Origin of the sequence: Shewanella sp. 4_MG-2023, assembly GCF_030548015.1 — a bacterium.
GTDB lineage: Bacteria > Pseudomonadota > Gammaproteobacteria > Enterobacterales > Shewanellaceae > Shewanella.
The window spans coordinates 38,690-55,740 of the sequence record NZ_JAUORL010000003.1; the positions used below are offsets into that span (position 1 = coordinate 38,690).

The window sequence follows — 17,051 nt, forward strand, 5'->3', positions numbered from 1 at the left end:
CCAAGCTAAGCAGATAAACGCTGACCTTAAAAAGGCAGAGCATTTACGTAGGTAAAACAGCCGCGGATTATACAGACATAACTGCTCATATGTCGAGCAGCCAATGCAGTTAAAGTATATTTTTGGCCTGTTTAGTGCAATTTAACGGGCAAATGCTCAATAGTGAATGTTTTAAGAGGGGGAAATTACTGTTTTGCCTGTAAGTTTTTAACTAGTGGTTCACAGGAAAGCGGTTTTTGTTTTAAAGGCTTTGGCTTTGGCGCCGCTGCCGTTTTAGGTTGTTTAGCTTGTTGCTGGCTTGCCGCTGCACGCTTAAGTTGCTGGGTCCACCAAGTTAATTCTTCACAGCCATGACCTGATTTAATGGGCTGCTGCGCTTTACATAAGCTATCTGTTTCAGGGCAATGCAAGCGCACATGCATGTGAGAGGTATGGCCCCACCAAGGACGAATTTTTTGTAGCCAAGTATCCTTGTCGCTTCGTTCATTACACAGCTGCTGCTTGATGATTGGATTAACAAAAATCCGAGCGACCTGATTATTCTCTGCAGCGACTTTGAGCATGGTTTTATGTTGTTTTGACCATGCTTGATTAACGATTAATTTATCAATATCAACCACAGACAAATGACGTGGATTTTGTAATTCTTGGGGCTTGAGTGGCGCCTCGGTTAGTTTTAGCCAAATATCCACATCTAAGCCTATTTGATGGCTGCTGTGGCCAAAATCAAATTGACCGCCGCGGGGCATCGACATATCACCGATGAAAATATTATTGATCCCTTGCTGAGTTAGCTGCTTTGAATAGTGACTGACAAAATTCACGAGATTAGGGTGGCCATAAAAACGCTGCCGCTGACTACGAATAACTTGGTAGCCGTCACCCGTTAACGGCAGTGGCTGTGCGCCTGATAAACAACCATTAGCATAGCCGCCAATAGCTGCAACTTGCCCTTGATAGATGCTGGTGGCGAGCTCCCAAGGATTGGTTCTGGCCTGCAGTGGATAAATGCTTAACAAACTTAATAGCAGTAATATGGTGCTTAATCGTGTCATTGATAAAATTACTCCTACAAGACTGTGAATTAAAGGTATAGGACATGAGCGAGTTAATTAGCGAATGCTTGATAATCAAATCACTTATGAGCTCAACAAAAGTATAGAAGGCGATAGGAATTAGGCGAGTGAATAGCGCGGATTAGTTTGAATGCTTAAATTCTTTTAAGTCGTAGCATTATGACACTAGAGCATCAGGCCTGCGAAGGGGGGGGAGCTCGCAGGCCTGATGTTGTTCTAACTTAATATTATCTCACTTAAAGGGAATGAGGATGACCGTTAACGCTTACGGATCATGCTGGTGTTAATATCCTTAAGGCTTTGACAGCCTGCCAAGGCCATAGTACGGACCAATTCTGTTTTGAGTATATTGATGGCTTTTTCTGCGCCTGTTTGCCCGCCAGCAGCTAGGCCATAGGCGTATGCTCTGCCAAGTGATACCGCATTAGCGCCTAAGGCTATCGCTTTAAAAATATCGCTGCCGCGTCTGATGCCGCCATCGACGATGAGCTCGATGTCTGGACCGACTGCCGCTCGAATGTCAGCCACCATTTCAATTGGCGCAGGGGTGCAGTCCAGCTGTCTGCCGCCATGATTTGAGAGCATAATGGCCGATGCGCCAATGTGTTTAGCTTTAACTGCATCTTCTACCGACATAATGCCTTTGATGGCAAAAGGGCCGTCCCATTGTTTAATCATCTTGGCGGCGTGATCCCAAGTGAGATTTCGCTCCAATAGATTACCCATATACTTAAGGAAGCTTTCGGTATCGCCTGTTGAGGGGGCTGCATTTAGATTAACTAAATCTTTGCCACCTGACATAAAGTAGTTTTTTACCCACAAAGGATGTTTAGCAAATTCCAATAGGCTTTTTAAGCTGAGGTTCATGGGTATGGTTAAGCCATTTTTTATGTCTCGCTCACGATTGCCGCCCACCACGGTATCAACGGTTAAACACATGGCTTGATATTTTGCCGCTTTTGCCCGCTGCATAATTTCTTCATTTAATTGCGGATCCGTCACTACATATACCTGAAACATTTTATTGCCATAACTACTGCTGGCGACCTCTTCAATGGTTTTGGAAGAGAAAGTGGATAAGGTAAACAAAATATCCTGTTTTTCAGCGGCTTTAGCGCCAGCGATATCTGCATCAGCATGAAACATGCGCTGCTGACCCACAGGTGAAATAAAAAATGGTGCCGACATGTCACAGCCCAGTATATGGCTGTGGGTATTGATGTCGGTGACATTAGTGAGACACTTAGGAATAATCTGATATTGATCAAAGGCATTAACATTGTGACTCAAAGACACTTCATCGTCAGCACCGCCTGCCATGTAGTCATACACAGGTAGGGGGAGGTTTTTATGTGCTTGCTGATGTAACTGCTCAATGTTAAAGCATTTTTCTAAAGACTTAGTTAATAACATAGTGGCGGCTCTATACAGGAGTTGATAACGGTTTGCCTTCAAGCATCGCAATAATATTTTGTAAGGCTTTGCCTGCCATAGCTTGACGGCATTCAGCCGTTGCGCTGCCAATATGCGGAGTTAAGGTGACATTTTCAAAATCAAGATAGCCAGAATGGAAATCAGGCTCACCATCAAATACATCTAATCCAGCTGCAGCAATTTTACCGTTTTTTAGTGCATCGATGAGGGCGTTGTCATCAATTAATCCGCCGCGGCCGGTATTGATCAAAATGGCGCCATCGTTGCAATTGGCTAAGCTATCAGCATTGATTATCTGTTGTGATTCAGGGGTGAGTGGGCAATGTAAACTAATGATATCTACAGACGATAACAAGCTCGCCAGACTGTCACAATAATGAGCTTGATAGTTTGCTTCGGCTTCGAGAGATCGTGAGCGATTATAATAATAAATATCCATATTAAAGGCTTTGGCGCGGCGCGCAACGGCTTGGCCTATGCTACCCATTCCCACAATGCCTAACTTTTTACCGTGGACTTGATTTCCCATCATGGCCATTGGGGCTTGTTTAGACCATTTACCGCTGCGTAAAAAGCGCTCATTTGCGCCAAGTCGGCGGCAAGTGGCTAGCAATAACCCAAAGGCTAAGTCGGCAGTATCTTCAGTGACCACCGGGGTGTTAGTTACCGAAATGGAGCGCGCTTTAGCGGCGTTAAGGTCAATATTATCAACGCCAATACCAATATTGGCGATTAATGTAATGGATGTCGGCAAGGTATTAATAAAATCAGAACTAACGGCATCTAATGCCGTTGTTAAGTACACCTTTGCACCTGTAAAAACAGCGTAATCACCTTCAAATACCCGCACTTCGATTGCGGAGCCATTAGCGCTAATTTGCGGTAGAGGTAATGGGCGAGAAAGTACAATAATATCAGTCATTATCTTGTCCTTTTTATTATTTTTATGGGCAATCAATTGGTTTTAGGTCACGCCATTTCTGTCATGATTTTTGAAGCTAGTGATTGTTTAGAGTGCCAGTAGCGATGGTTTGTTTCCGCAACAAATGTTGCATTTGAGATGCTTTATGGTCGATATCGATATAAAATTTATAAGCTTAATTGGCTTGCTTTTGTGAACGATAATAACGTGTCTACTATAAATATTACTATTAATCGGTAGAAGAATAGTGTTGTAAAGTGGATAAAACCCTAGGCAGTATTTGTTGCTAGCGTGTGGTTTTTTTAGCCTTTGCCTTTGTAGGGACTATCACTTAATCTAGCCATGATTGACCAATAATAATAAGTTCGAATGAACAAGGACTCTCTGCACTATGTTAACAATTCAACATCTACATAATTGGCGCGCTGAATTACCCAGCGAAATACAGCAGCAAATATCCCACAGGCTTAGCTTTAAAAAATTTCGTAAAGATGAATTTATTTACAACTCTGGTGAAACCTCAAATTGTGGCTTTCAAGTGGTGTCAGGTAAAGTCAAGATTTGTAATTACAATAAAGAAGGTCGAGAGTTAATTGTGGCCATTTTGCATGCAGGTGATTGCTTTGGGGATATCGGATTAATCACCCGCTATAATCGACCTAACTATGCTGTGGCATGCACTGATGTTGAAGTTAATGTATTGTCACATAAAGACTATTTACATTTAAGCCAGCACTTTCCTGAAATGTCGATAGCACTAAACCGCTTTCTATGTACCCGCATTCAATACACTTTTGCCAGTTTAAATGAAGCATTATTACTGCCACTTTATGAAAGATTAGGTGCAGCAATTGTCAGGCTTGCCCTAAGTCGCGGCGCCAAAGAACTTGAAGCCGTCTCTTTACCTGATATATCACAAGAAATGCTCGGGCAAATGGTGGGAGCAACACGGCAAAGCGTCGGGCGTGAATTGAAAAAAATGCAGCAAGAAAACCTGATTCAAATTGAGTACGGTAAAATTTTTATTAATGATATTGATAACATGATCAAATTGTTTGATTTGAATTTGTCACATCAAGCCATAGTGCCGCTTTATTCGACAATGGCAGATACCGCATAGGTATTTGATTCTATTATATTTTATAATCTATTGTGTTAACAGTGCCTCGCAAGGTCTTATGGCTGATATTTGCTACACCTGTCATTGCAATTGAGTTTCGAACCAAACTCAGTGCTTCGCCTTAATTGTCACAAATGTGACAGAAATTAACAAATCATCTATGACAAAGTAGTTAACACTAATAATAAAAACGAGAGTTAACATGCCTAAATTAAGATCATCAAAAGTTGTTGACGGTAAAGGTGCAGCTGCAGCACGTGCACTTTGGTTAGCAGGGGGATTACAGCAAACAGATTTTGGCAAGCCCATGATTGCCGTGGTTAATTCATTTACCGAGTTTGTCCCAGGCCATGTACATTTACAAGACGTCGGCCGCCTAGTGTGTGAGGCTATTTTTGAAGCGGGCGGCATTGCCCGTGAGTTCAATACCATTGCTATCGATGACGGCATTGCCATGGGTCATGACGGTATGCTTTATAGCTTACCGAGCCGTGAAATTATTGCTGACAGCATCGAATATATGATTAATGCTCATTGCGTTGATGCGATGATCTGTATTTCAAACTGCGACAAAATCACCCCTGGCATGTTAATGGCGGGATTAAGGTTAAATATTCCAGTGATATTTGTCTCAGGCGGGCCTATGGAAGCAGGCCGCGTAGTTGAAAAAGATAAAGTTCAGCGTTTTGACCCCATTGATACCTATATTGCCGCTTTCAGTAGTCAGGAACTTGATGGTAAAAGTGCTGAGTTTTTAGAAAATCATGCCTGTCCTACCTGCGGCTCTTGTTCTGGCATGTTTACCGCCAACTCAATGAATTGCTTGGCTGAAGTGTTAGGGCTCGCACTACCGGGCAATGGCTCATTATTGGCGACTCATTCCGATCGTAAAGACTTGTTCACCCGTGCAGCTAAGCAAATCGTAACCAACACCAAAAAGTTCTATTTTGAAGATGACGACTCGGTGTTACCGCGCTCGATTGCCACTCGCGAAGCGTTTTTCAATGCGATGAAAGTGGATATTACGATGGGAGGTTCTACCAACACCATTCTACACTTGCTGGCTATGGCCCAAGAAGGCGAGGTGGATTTCAATCTCAGTGATATTGATGGCTTATCCAGAAAAGTGCCGCACCTTTGCAAGGTGTCACCAGCCACCAAAGATTACTATATGGAAGATGTTCACCGTGCTGGCGGCATGATGGCAATCATTGGCGAACTAGAACGCGCCGGATTAATTGACACCAGTGTTAAATCGGTTGGCGGCGGGACATTAGCGGAAATGCTAGCCTATTGGGATGTATTACGTACAGATAACCCAGAAGTGCATGAGTACTTTAAAGCTGCGCCTGGTGGCAAACGTACCATTAAGGCCTATGGCCAGTCACAGCGCTGGAAAGAGTTAGATTTAGATCGTGAAAAAGGCTGTATCCGTAATATTGATAACCCTTATAGCACCGAAGGTGGCTTGGCAGTTTTGTACGGTAATATTTCTGAAAATGGTTGCATAGTGAAAACCGCTGCAGTGTATGAACATATGCTGGATTTTACCGGAACGGCAAGAGTATTCAATCAGCAAGAAACGGCATTAACCGCCATTGATAATGGTGAAATTCAACCTAACACCATCATCATTATTCGCTACGAAGGCCCCAAGGGCGGACCTGGCATGCAAGAGATGCTTAAACCAACCATGAGCTTAAAAGCTCAAGGGTTAGATGCTAGCTGTGCACTGGTGACAGATGGTCGATACTCTGGTGCATCTGCGGGTCTGTCAGTGGGTCATGTTTCACCTGAGGCGGCTAATCAAGGTGCTATCGGGTTAATTGAAGATGGCGATCAAATACGCATCGATATTCCTAATCGTTCGATTAATTTACTGATCTCTGATACGGCATTGCAGCAACGTCGTGATGCCATGAATGCGTTGCCAAAGGATCAAGCTTGGCAGCCCAATGAACCAAGAACCCGTGTGATCACCCGCGCGTTAAAATCCTATGCAGCGTTTGCTACCAGTGCCGATCGCGGTGGATATCGTGAGCTATAAATGGAGTTATTGATATGGCTTTAGGAATTATTGCGGCATTAGCTGTATTTATATGGATGGCGATGCGCGGCTATAGCATTGTGCTGGCCTCGCTAGTGTGTTCCACCATAGTGATTATCACTAGCGGCATGGCATTTGATAAAGCCATGCTGGAATATTTTCCAACCGGGGCACTGGGGGCATTTACATTTGCGGGACGGTTCTTTTTACTCTTTGCCGCAGGTGCGATGTTTGGTCGTTTATTGGCGGCAACAGGAGCGGCCAATAGTATTGCGAATAAGTTAGTCGACACCTTAGGCGCTGAACGTGTGCTAATTATTACGGTATTATTTTCAGCTTTGCTCACCTATGGTGGCGTGGTGTTGTTTGTGGTTATTTTCACTATGTATCCGCTTGGGGTGCAGCTATTGCAACAAGCGAATGTGCCTAAGCGGTTATTTACAGGTGCCATTGCCTTAGGTATTGGTACGTTCACCATGACCGCTATGCCAGGCTCACCGTCAATACATAATGTGATATCTTCGGTATCGCTAAAAACCGACTTATTTGCCGCTGCGGGTTATGGCCTATTCAGTAGCGCCATTATGTTGTCTTTGGGGCTGTGGTATCTTGAAAAGCAGCGTCACATAGCCAAGGCCAATGGTGAGGGTTTTATCCCTTCTGAAAAAGATAAACTGATTTTAGCCAACAATAAGCAAATGGCGATGCCATCTTGGTTTCGTTCAGTCATTCCCATTGCCGCTGTGGTAATTTGTATTGTCTCTCCAAGGATCATCAGTGCTTTAGGCGTTAACGGCATTGAGGTTGTTGACTATGCCAACAGTCAGCCGATAATTTGGCCTTGTATGGCACTCTTGATTGGTATTATTACCACCATAGTGTTGTTTCCACGTATTCTACCCCGCAGTATTACCGAGCTTGGTCAAGGCGCTGAAGAGTCTATATCGCCGTTAATCGCGACTTCAGTTGTCATCGGTTTTGGTGGCGTAGTGAGCCATACCGAAACGTTTTCGCAGTTTTCCCAGTGGATCACCACCTTAGATGTCCCTGTGCTGCTGTCAATTTTTATTGCCGCAAGTTCAGTGTCTGCAATTGTGGGTTCGTCATCAGGTGGCTTGCAAATCTTTTTAGGGACTATGGCGCCTGTTTATTTAGATAAAGGCGTCGATCCAGAGATCTTACATCGGGTTGCTGCTATGGCCAGCGGCGGGTTTGATAGTCTGCCTCATTGCGGCGCGGTAGTCGCGATATTGGCAATAACAGGGCAAACCCATAAAACGGCTTATAAAGATGTCGGAGTCGTGACTGTGGTGTTCCCCGTCATTGCCTGTTTAACCACAATTGGGAGTTATTGGCTGCTTAACACGATATAAGCAGTGGCCTCATAAGGTATGTTTATATGTTATGAGGCTAGGTTTTATGGCTTAATCTGTCTTTTGGACATATTGAGCCGAACAATGCCATTATCTTGAATTCATGACAGCCAAAGCTTGCAAAATCTTTTTAGCCAACCCATTTTAATAAACAAATCCTCGCTATAAATTAGTTGATATTTTATCCCACAGATATCCCAACCGAACAAATGTGGCAGTTTATTGTACAGCGCTAGCGTTACCCTCAAATTAACCCGTATTTCTTTACAAATAATTAACATGGGTTGAAAAATAATAATAGTCAATTTGGGGATTAACTATGTCAAATGTTCAAGCAAACGGAAATTTTAAAAAGTCGTTAATTGCGACAGTGCTGCTATCAATAATTCATGCGCCAGTAATGGCAAATGAGCCACAACAAGAACAAACTCAGTCAGAAAAAAAACAATTTGAAGTGATTGAAGTGACCGCGCAAAAACGCAGCCAGTCTATTAATGAAGTGCCTATGTCGATTTCGGCCTTTAATGCCGAGACATTAGATGAAATAGGTATCGATGACACCACTGATTTAGCCAATATTGTACCTGGGTTTAATTTCAGTGATAGCGCATTTGGGGCACCGGTTTATACCTTACGTGGGGTGGGTTTCAATGAGTCAAGCGCTCAAGCGACATCAACGGTTGGAGTGTATGTTGATGAAATTGCAGTACCATTTCCTATTATGACCAAAGGCACTAACCTTGACGTCGAACGGGTGGAGATTTTAAAAGGGCCACAAGGCACGCTTTATGGCCGTAACTCAACGGCTGGCGCGGTCAATTATATCGCGGCGAAACCCTCTAAGGATTTTGAAGCCGCCATCAAAGCGGGTATTGCTTCTTATGAAACCATTTCTGCTGAAGGTTACGTGACAGGCGGAATTAGCGACATGGTAAGTGGTCGTCTGGCACTTAAAACGATTCAGTCAGACGAGGGCTGGCAGGAAAGCATTAGCCGTGATGAAACCTTAGGTCGACAAGATAAACTGGCTGTGCGTGGTAGCTTAAACTTTGACTTCAGTGAGGCAACTCAAGCATTGCTGACTATCGGTTATGCTAGCGATAATTCAGAAACAATTGCGCCGCAAAATATTGATTATATTCCCGGTAAAGCAGGAGGCGCGCCGTTTACTGTTTCGATATATCAAACCCAGTTAGATATGGCACAAAATCCACAGAATTTTACCGGCTTAATGGATGATAATGCCAAAGCAGATTGGACTGCTGGGCGCACACCGAGCCTTGAACACACCAGCACGAATGTGTCATTGAAAGTTGAGCATGACATTAATGATCAAACCTTATTTACCTCGCTGACTGGCTACTCAAAATTTGAAGATGATGGTTCAGAATACGAGCGAGCTGGTTTTGCAGGGGAAACCATTGCTAATATTAAAAATAACCCACTGAGTGCCGCTACTGAACAAGCCTTTGGAGCAGGATTTGACGGCTACTTATTAGGTCGTTATCAAAATGCCGCCGATTCCGAATACGTTACCATGGACTATGTTTATCAAAATGGTGAAATTGATTCCATATCCCAAGAGTTTCGAGTTAGCCAACAACTTGATAGCCTGGTGTGGATTGCAGGGCTTTATTACAGTAAAAGCGAAGTCGATTACCAAACCCAGCAGGATTGGGGCATAAGTAGTAACGTAAATATTCTGCCAATTCCTGGCTTTGGCTTTAATATTGCTGAAAATGATATTAATCAACAAACCACAACCGCCTCAGTGTTTGCCAGTGCTGACTGGTTTATTACAGATCAATTCACGCTTACCACCGGCTTGCGTTATTCAAAAGATGAAGCGGATTTTACTGGCTGCTCAAGAGATGTTGATGGCGGTTTAGCTGATACTTTTTTTAATTTCTTTTTCGGAACAACGCCCACTAGTGACGTCATCAAAGGTGATGGCTACAACGCAGGCAGTTGCGTTACGGTATTAGATTTTGGAACGCCAGAGGCGAGTGTTGGGGAGGTTAGTGACACATTAAGCGAAGACTCACTTTCATGGCGCCTAGCTGCTAATTATGAGTTTAATGATGATTTATCAGTCTATGCATCTTATAGCCGTGGTTTTAAAGCGGGTAGCTTTCCTTCTTTAGCGGCAGTGACTGATCAACAGTTAGTTCCCGTTGTTCAAGAGCAACTTGACGCTTATGAAATAGGTTTTAAATCAAGCCTAGCCGAGCGTACTCTGCAGTTAAATGGCGCGGCTTTTTATTATGATTACCAAGATAAGCAACTGCTTACCAAAAAAATCGCCCCAGTATTTAACACCGTATTTACCCTGGGTAATATGCCTAAATCTTCGATCACAGGGGTTGAACTTGATGGGCGCTGGTTAGCGACAGATAACTTGACCTTAGGCGCTGCCTACGGCTGGTTAGATTCACAGATTAAACAAGGTGTCGGCTATAACCAACCAGGGCAATATTTAGACTTTAAAGGTTCGCCACTGCCTTTTACGCCAGAGCATCAGTTTAATTTATTTGCCCGTTTTGACTTTGAAATTTCAGCCGGGCTGCAAGGCTTTGTTGGCGCAGATGTAGCATATTCAAGTGAGTCACATGCCGATTTTGAAGGCTCAGTTGATCAAACTCTTGCCGTGTCAGATTTTGTTGGTGAGCCTTATGCCGTTGAAATACCTGCAACCGATTATGAGTTTGATGAGCGTTTTATTAACCCGTCTTATACCCTAGTGAATTTACGTTTTGGGGTTGAAGCTGATAGTTGGAAAGCCTTTGCATGGGGTAAAAATATCACTGACGAGTACTACACCAATACCACAGTTAAAAATAATGAAATGTATGCCAAATACCCAGCAATGGGCGCCCAATACGGGGTGACATTTGAATACACATGGTTTTAGTTAAGTATGAGTTAATTGTTAATCAGGCCTAATGCCGAACTAAAGTCATCTCAACAAATACTGCGCTTTGGGATTTTGTTGGGGTGATTTTTAACTTTTAGCAGCGCTAATTTTTACATCACAGTTTTAGGGCGGGGTATAACAAGTAAGTATCGCGAGGGAAATGTTGGTAGCTATTCAGGCCACCGAAGGAACTCGATGGCCACATCTTGCTTAATGCTCTAGAAAACCTTTGTTAGCTTTCTTGGCAGTCTTTGCTGCTTTCTTTTCTTTTGCAGTTAAAAGTGGTTGCTTTTTAGTGTTTTTCTTACTGTCTTGTCCTTTGCTCATGATACTTTCCATTTGTTGTCATGTAACACACCTGAGGCTAGTTTTAATCAACCGGAGGACCCTGTTACTAGTACATTAGACTCAATTGTCGAATATATAAGTAACCATCTTAGTATGGCCCTATAGCAGGGCAATTGATAGTAATAGTTGATATACACTCAGTATATTAACCCCTTTATGTGTTGCTAGGGGGTAGATAAAGCTGTTTGCGTTAAAGTTGGGCCGTAGATATTTTAGTAAACGATGGATTTAACAATTTGATAACCAAGCTTAATGTGTAAAAATATTGAAGACTGCTATAAACAAGGACATGGAGTGAGTCAGTTGCAAAAATGAGTTAAGTAATTACAGGTGTATGGCTTTAAGGCGAGTTTCAGTGGCAATAAAATTCACATTAAATTCGAAGGCTAAGCTAATTTAGTTTGAATAACCCAAGATATTGGCTTGGAGGCCAGCAAATGATGTTAGAAGTAAACCATCAAGAAGATAGCGTTATTTTTGACACCCTGGTCGCAGGTGTTAGAGAGCACAAATATGAACATATGGGGCCAGAAGATACCAAGCCCTTATCTGTGGTTTGCCGTGATGAACAAGGCACTATTATAGGTGGGATAGCAGGGCGAACCATATATAGAAATTTTCTTATTGAAGTACTGTGGGTCGACAAAGCAAGCCGAGGCTCAGGTCTTGGCCGTCAATTAATGGCATCGGCAGAACTGGAAGCCAAGAAAAGGGCTTGTGTTGTTGCCCAACTGGATACCTTAGATTACCAAGCGCCAGAGTTTTATAAAAAGCTGGGTTTTAAAGTTGTCGGCAGTGTGGCAGCTTTTCCTGGTAGCCCTGAAAGGATTTTCCTCACCAAAGAATACTAATGCTCACTGAATATTATGGGATTCATTTACAAGGAGGTTAGGTTTGAATGAGATCAAAGGCATTGTTGAATTTATTGTAGAAATAGAAAAGTTAAAGTCGGTAACACGTAATACTAAACCTGTAGGTTTAGAACGCTATGAGAATTCAGCTGAACACAGCTGGCATGTGTGCATTAGTGCGCTGATGTTAAAAGAGTTTGCTAATGAACCCGTTGATATCAATCGGGTGATTAAAATGCTACTACTGCATGATCTTGGTGAAATCGATGCAGGCGATACCATAGTTTATGCCAGCAGCAATACGCATTCGATTGCGGAGCAGCAAGGAGTAGAGCGGTTATTCAAAACCTTGCCAGAATATTTAGCTGACGAATATTTACAGCTTTGGCTTGAGTTCGAAGCAGGTAAAACTGCCGATGCTATATTCGCTAAAGCCATTGATAGAGTGCCGCCGTTACTGCATAACATTCATGGCGGTGGTCATAGTTGGAAAAAGCATAACATTTCAAAGCAGCAAGTCATGTCATTGAATGGTGATCGAATCGCTAAAGGTAGTCATAGTCTATGGACTGAGCTTGAAAAACAGTTAATCAGCGCCGCTGAGCAAGGTTTACTTAAATAGCGCTGGCTCGCTTTAGGTAACAACCGATAATTCTTTCTCATTACTCTCATTACTCTCATTACTCTTATTCTCATTACTCTTATTCTCATCGCTCTTCTCACGACTTTTATTGAATAAAAAATAAAAAATAAAAACAATTTCTTGTGTATCTTTATAGTTGCGAAAAATTAGCTACATTTATAAAGAGGCGAAAAATTAGTCACAGAGAAGGATTTCGCCAAAATGACTACAAATGGGAGTGTCATTGAGATGATGAAAAAATTATTAGGGGCTTGCTTACTGGTAACCGTGTTACCGCTAGAGGCAGTTGAAGTTTATAAGTCTGATCTATTAAATTTAGAGGTCGGTGGCAATATTCAATTAGGTGTTATCAATAGTGACACTAACGATGGTGACAATACCACCACTGTGTTTGATAACGGCTCTCGATTACATTTTGATTTTAGCAGTTCGGTAAATTCAGACCTTAAATTTAGAGGTTTTTTTGAGTGGTATATTAATGCGGTAGCCCGCAATAGCATTGATAGTTACAACGTTGGTCATAATGCAATCTCGCTAAGTGATGGTAGAAATGAGTTTATGTCACTCAGGCAAGGTTTCTTTGCTGCTCAGCACACTAAATGGGGAGAGCTGTCTATTGGTAAAAGAATAGGAGCTTATTCGGCAGTGACCTCGGTAACCGATAGGTTTAATGTTTATTCGGCGCTGGCATCATCAACTTATGTATACGGTGATGGTGGCTTAAGTGGCACGGGTCGAGTCGATAATGGTGTTTTCTGGAATAAGCCGTTCGATTTCGATAATCATAGTTTAACGGTTAACCTTCAAGGGCAGTTTATAGACGACACCACAGTGCTTAAAGACGATGAAGATATGCCAGTATTAGATGATGACGGTAATGAAGTCACTCTAACAGCTAAAGGCGGTGAAGCGGCCAGTGTTATTTATGCTTATGATGTAGACAAATTCACCTTTGGCTTAGCGTATGTTAATGACGAGGCTGAAGGGAAAGGTATTAGGATCAGTAACCCTAGGGCCATAGCAGCTTCTTTTAGTTCAACCATGGGTGACTGGTACTTATCTGCGGTAGCCGCACATTCAGAAGGCATGTATCAAGACAACAGTAATCAAATTTTTGAAGGTAAAGGCTACGAAATAGCACTGAGCCGAGACATAGGAAATTGGACTCCAATGATCGGTTGGAACCATATCGAGCCAGATAATTATGATATTGCAGAGCAGAGTCAAGCTAGCCAATATGAGCTTGATTTGTTGATCCTTACCCTTAATTACAATGTGCCATCGTTGGGTTTTTTTGCCTTTATTGAGGGAGTGGTCGATAACGGTAAAAATGCCGACGGCAGCAATAGTAACGACGACTATATTTCAGTGGGTATGTATTACCCTTTTTAAGACAAAGAGGATACTCGCTTTACTCTACCATTGATGCTTTGAGCGTGGTAATGCACAGGCTCAAAGCATTGTTAGTTTGCCTTCAAATACCTTTAATAACGCCTAAATTCTACCGATTATTACCTGTAATCATTTCCCCTTGTCATCGTTTAGCGTGTGGGTTTTAGTCACAGTTTTACCTTTATCGTTCAGCTTAATTGTTCTATTAGAACAACAGCTAATACTGCCAACCAGGTAAATGTAAAAAAATGTAGGTGAAACTTTGCAGTTTTGTTGTTAGCGCGTACAATTTACCTAGTAGCTCAATAAAAATGACTTTATGCATCAATTAGGTAGCGCTTATATGGATACTAATAAAAGATCGTTAAACGGAATAACGTTTAATTATGTTCTATCAAAGGTGGGATTTTTCAGACTTAACAAGGTAATAAAAGTTTCAAGTTTAGTTGTGAGTTCATTGTTACTAAGTAATGTGGCTTTTAGTGAAGAAATTGCTAGTGAAGATATCAATAATTTAGAGTTTATTAGCGTCCCCAAGGGGGTGAGTGTATTTGAAAAGTATGGTCTTTCTGATGATCTCCCAAAATTTGGAATGAGCTCATTATCCCAAGGTGAAAACCTGGTTGAACATGCATCTCGAGTCACTGAGTTTGAAGGGAAACAAACAACGTCGGACATATTTTTAGTCCAAAGTACTGACACTAAAGGCAATATTGATTTAAGAATTAAATATGACCCAATTAAGTTAGATAAAGACGAAGATGTCATTGCACGTATCGAAAGTATGACTAAAACCGAGTACCTTTTGCGCCAATACGCTAAAAGCTATGATCAATCATCACTCAAGGTGGCAGAAAAGGCTAATGGAGAAGTGGTGATTCGTTTTAACTACTCCAAATACCAACTTCCGCAAAACATTGCTTATTTTCGTTTTATGCAGGTATCCATCACGGCTAAAGACGGCAAGCCAATTAAAATGGAGATTACCAATTCAAAAGACTTCGATTACGAAGGCGTAAAAGTTAAAGACTATTCGCAAACGATTTATTTTACTGAATTGGAAAACGGTAAGCCTTATATCAAAAAGAAAATTGAAATTGCCAAGGGCACTAAAAAAGACAAACCGATCACCTTAACTACAACGGTTACCACAATTGCTTTATATGATAATCAAGATGCCGTGGTGGTGATTGATGCTGACTTACTCGCAACGGTTTCAGATCCGCGCATGCGAGAAGAAAAAGTAGAGCTACAAGCGATGTTCCCAATACTTGCTGACTTGGTGCGTCGACAAGGGATTGATGTGCCATTACCTTACGGTATTTCAGTCGCCTATCGAGATCAAAGTATGGATGTAGGTTTCACTTCATTTGATATTATGGGGTTGGAGTTAGACGAGTTTTTTGACCCAGAAACCACCTTCGGAACCGTAGACGCTAAAAGTGTGTCCCTAAGGGCCGATTTAAATATTTTTCCATTTTGGAATGTGTATGCATTAGTCGGTAAAATTAAAGTCGATGCGGTTATCGATGCCCAGTATACCGGTAATATTCGTGATGTGTTTGTCGATAAATTAGGCTCAGAGTTTAAAGCTGATATTGCTTGTGCCTTTGCTGCTGAAGTCGGAGTACCACTTTGTGAGCCAACCCGTTTTGATGTTCCTTTGGAACTTAATTATGATTTAGTGGGCGCAGGTACCACACTTTCGGTGGGTTATAGGGAGTTTTTTGCTTCAGTTACAGGTACCTATTCGTTCACTAAATTAAGTGGCCAGGATTGGGGCGACGGTATTCTCACCGTGCAACCTATGTTGGGTTACCAGTTACTGGATTACCGTGCTCAGTTTTTTGTTGGTGCAGAATATCAAGCATTAAAAGCTAACATGGAAGGTAATTTAGGTTTTGTTGAAGAGTTGAACCGTGAGTTTACTTTCGATGTAGGTGTTGAGTTGAACCAATGGGCTTATCTAGTCGGCTTTAATAAGCAAATTGGTAAACATTACAATTTAAGTGTGCTGTATAACAAAGGTGAAACCCGTGATGCATATACAGTAAGCTTTAATTATCGCTTCTAAATTAGATAAGTAAGTATTCGGTATCAAGGTAACCGATAGTGAGTAAGTTTTTTACTTAACCACTATCGGTTTTTTTTGCTTATTTTTAGTGAGGCCGTAGCAATCAGTGGGGTCTTAATAATATTTTTGCGCTATTTTCTCTGTTATCAGGGCAAGTGTTATAAAATACGCCTCAAGTTTGAATAATCGAGCATGGGGTTTTAATGAGTCAGATCGTCACACATGAGCAGTACTTTGATAAAAGCTTCAATAAACAACCCATAGACTCAACTGAGGGCTGTGAATTTGAAGAGTGTGAATTTAATGATTGCGACTTTACTGAAGCAGTATTAAAAAATACTAAGTTTTTAAGTTGTACGTTTAATCGCTGTAATTTGAGCTTAATTAAGGTGCCCCATAGCCGTTTTTATGAGGTAGATTTTAATGACTGCAAAATGGTGGGTATTGATTGGACTAAAGCGGATTGGCCGTCATTTCATCGTGATGCACAATTAAGCTTTAGCCGTTGTATTCTTAATGACAATTCATTTTTTGGCTTAGTACTAAATGAGTTAAAGCTGATTGAATGCAAGCTGCATGATGTGGATTTTCGTAATGGTGACTTTGCCAATTCCACCATGACTTTTTGTGATTTTACGAATAGTATTTTTATGAAAACCAATCTACAAGCTGTCGACTTTAGTGATTCAACTGACTTTACTATCGATGTGCTACAAAACCGCATTGCCCAAGCTAAGTTCTCACGTTTTGAAGCGCTAAACTTACTTGAGAGTTTAGCTATCGAGCTGGTGGATTAATACAGAATATAAAAAGCGCTATGAGTACACTCTCACTGTCATAGCGCTATCAGTTTTACA

The 17,051-nt window shown here is 41.8% G+C and carries 12 protein-coding genes; 9 read left to right on the plus strand and 3 right to left on the minus strand.

Features of this window, described 5'->3' with window-relative positions:
* Positions 1-185: 185 nt before the first annotated feature.
* The 3 genes from mepA to Q4546_RS02135 all read right to left on the minus strand — a co-directional run bounded on the left by mepA (position 186) and on the right by Q4546_RS02135 (position 3,432).
* A complete protein-coding gene (mepA, locus tag Q4546_RS02125) occupies positions 186-1,055 on the minus strand; it encodes a penicillin-insensitive murein endopeptidase (protein WP_303445597.1) in 870 nt (289 codons plus the stop codon).
* A 279-nt stretch (positions 1,056-1,334) separates the two neighbouring features.
* A complete protein-coding gene (locus Q4546_RS02130; RefSeq protein WP_303445598.1) occupies positions 1,335-2,489 on the minus strand; it encodes an alpha-hydroxy acid oxidase in 1,155 nt (384 codons plus the stop codon).
* Between the two features lie 10 nt (positions 2,490-2,499).
* Positions 2,500-3,432: a D-glycerate dehydrogenase gene (locus Q4546_RS02135; protein ID WP_102531580.1), complete on the minus strand. Its 933-nt coding sequence runs from the start codon at positions 3,430-3,432 to the stop codon at positions 2,500-2,502.
* Between the two features lie 391 nt (positions 3,433-3,823).
* Here Q4546_RS02135 and Q4546_RS02140 point away from each other — a divergent pair, with 391 nt between their 5' ends.
* From Q4546_RS02140 to Q4546_RS02180, 9 genes are all read left to right on the plus strand, one after another.
* The gene (locus tag Q4546_RS02140) at positions 3,824-4,552 is read left to right on the plus strand and encodes a Crp/Fnr family transcriptional regulator (protein WP_102519976.1); all 729 of its coding nucleotides are present in this window, start codon (positions 3,824-3,826) and stop codon (positions 4,550-4,552) included.
* Positions 4,553-4,754: 202 nt separating this feature from the next.
* On the plus strand, positions 4,755-6,599 hold the full coding sequence (gene ilvD / locus Q4546_RS02145) for a dihydroxy-acid dehydratase (protein WP_102437105.1): 1,845 nt from the start codon (positions 4,755-4,757) through the stop codon (positions 6,597-6,599).
* A 14-nt stretch (positions 6,600-6,613) separates the two neighbouring features.
* Positions 6,614-7,972: a GntP family permease gene (locus tag Q4546_RS02150; RefSeq protein ID WP_241903478.1), complete on the plus strand. Its 1,359-nt coding sequence runs from the start codon at positions 6,614-6,616 to the stop codon at positions 7,970-7,972.
* 319 nt (positions 7,973-8,291) lie between these two features.
* Positions 8,292-10,883: a TonB-dependent receptor gene (locus Q4546_RS02155; protein WP_102531577.1), complete on the plus strand. Its 2,592-nt coding sequence runs from the start codon at positions 8,292-8,294 to the stop codon at positions 10,881-10,883.
* Between the two features lie 788 nt (positions 10,884-11,671).
* Positions 11,672-12,085 carry a GNAT family N-acetyltransferase gene (locus Q4546_RS02160; protein WP_303410062.1) on the plus strand — a complete coding sequence of 138 codons (414 nt, stop codon included), beginning with the start codon at positions 11,672-11,674 and terminating at the stop codon, positions 12,083-12,085.
* 43 nt (positions 12,086-12,128) lie between these two features.
* Complete coding sequence (locus Q4546_RS02165) at positions 12,129-12,707, plus strand: HD domain-containing protein (protein WP_303445599.1); 579 nt, start codon at positions 12,129-12,131, stop codon at positions 12,705-12,707.
* A gap of 222 nt (positions 12,708-12,929) precedes the next feature.
* Positions 12,930-14,120 carry a porin gene (locus tag Q4546_RS02170; RefSeq protein ID WP_303445600.1) on the plus strand — a complete coding sequence of 397 codons (1,191 nt, stop codon included), beginning with the start codon at positions 12,930-12,932 and terminating at the stop codon, positions 14,118-14,120.
* 448 nt (positions 14,121-14,568) lie between these two features.
* Positions 14,569-16,194, plus strand: a complete 1,626-nt coding sequence (locus Q4546_RS02175; protein ID WP_303445601.1) for a hypothetical protein — start codon at positions 14,569-14,571, stop codon at positions 16,192-16,194.
* A 203-nt stretch (positions 16,195-16,397) separates the two neighbouring features.
* Entirely contained in the window at positions 16,398-16,991 is a 594-nt protein-coding gene (locus Q4546_RS02180) for a pentapeptide repeat-containing protein (protein ID WP_102438020.1), read from the plus strand.
* The last annotated feature ends 60 nt before the right edge of the window (positions 16,992-17,051 follow it).

What these genes read in the sequence shown, in the direction of transcription:
- ilvD (WP_102437105.1), top strand. Translation starts at nt 4,755, where the DNA reads ATGCCTAAATTAAGATCATCAAAAGTTGTTGACGGTAAAGGTGCAGCT.
- Q4546_RS02130 (WP_303445598.1), bottom strand. Translation starts at nt 2,489, where the DNA reads ATGTTATTAACTAAGTCTTTAGAAAAATGCTTTAACATTGAGCAGTTA.
- Q4546_RS02180 (WP_102438020.1), top strand. Translation starts at nt 16,398, where the DNA reads ATGAGTCAGATCGTCACACATGAGCAGTACTTTGATAAAAGCTTCAAT.
- Q4546_RS02135 (WP_102531580.1), bottom strand. Translation starts at nt 3,432, where the DNA reads ATGACTGATATTATTGTACTTTCTCGCCCATTACCTCTACCGCAAATT.
- Q4546_RS02160 (WP_303410062.1), top strand. Translation starts at nt 11,672, where the DNA reads ATGATGTTAGAAGTAAACCATCAAGAAGATAGCGTTATTTTTGACACC.
- Q4546_RS02170 (WP_303445600.1), top strand. Translation starts at nt 12,930, where the DNA reads ATGACTACAAATGGGAGTGTCATTGAGATGATGAAAAAATTATTAGGG.
- Q4546_RS02140 (WP_102519976.1), top strand. Translation starts at nt 3,824, where the DNA reads ATGTTAACAATTCAACATCTACATAATTGGCGCGCTGAATTACCCAGC.
- mepA (WP_303445597.1), bottom strand. Translation starts at nt 1,055, where the DNA reads ATGACACGATTAAGCACCATATTACTGCTATTAAGTTTGTTAAGCATT.
- Q4546_RS02150 (WP_241903478.1), top strand. Translation starts at nt 6,614, where the DNA reads ATGGCTTTAGGAATTATTGCGGCATTAGCTGTATTTATATGGATGGCG.
- Q4546_RS02155 (WP_102531577.1), top strand. Translation starts at nt 8,292, where the DNA reads ATGTCAAATGTTCAAGCAAACGGAAATTTTAAAAAGTCGTTAATTGCG.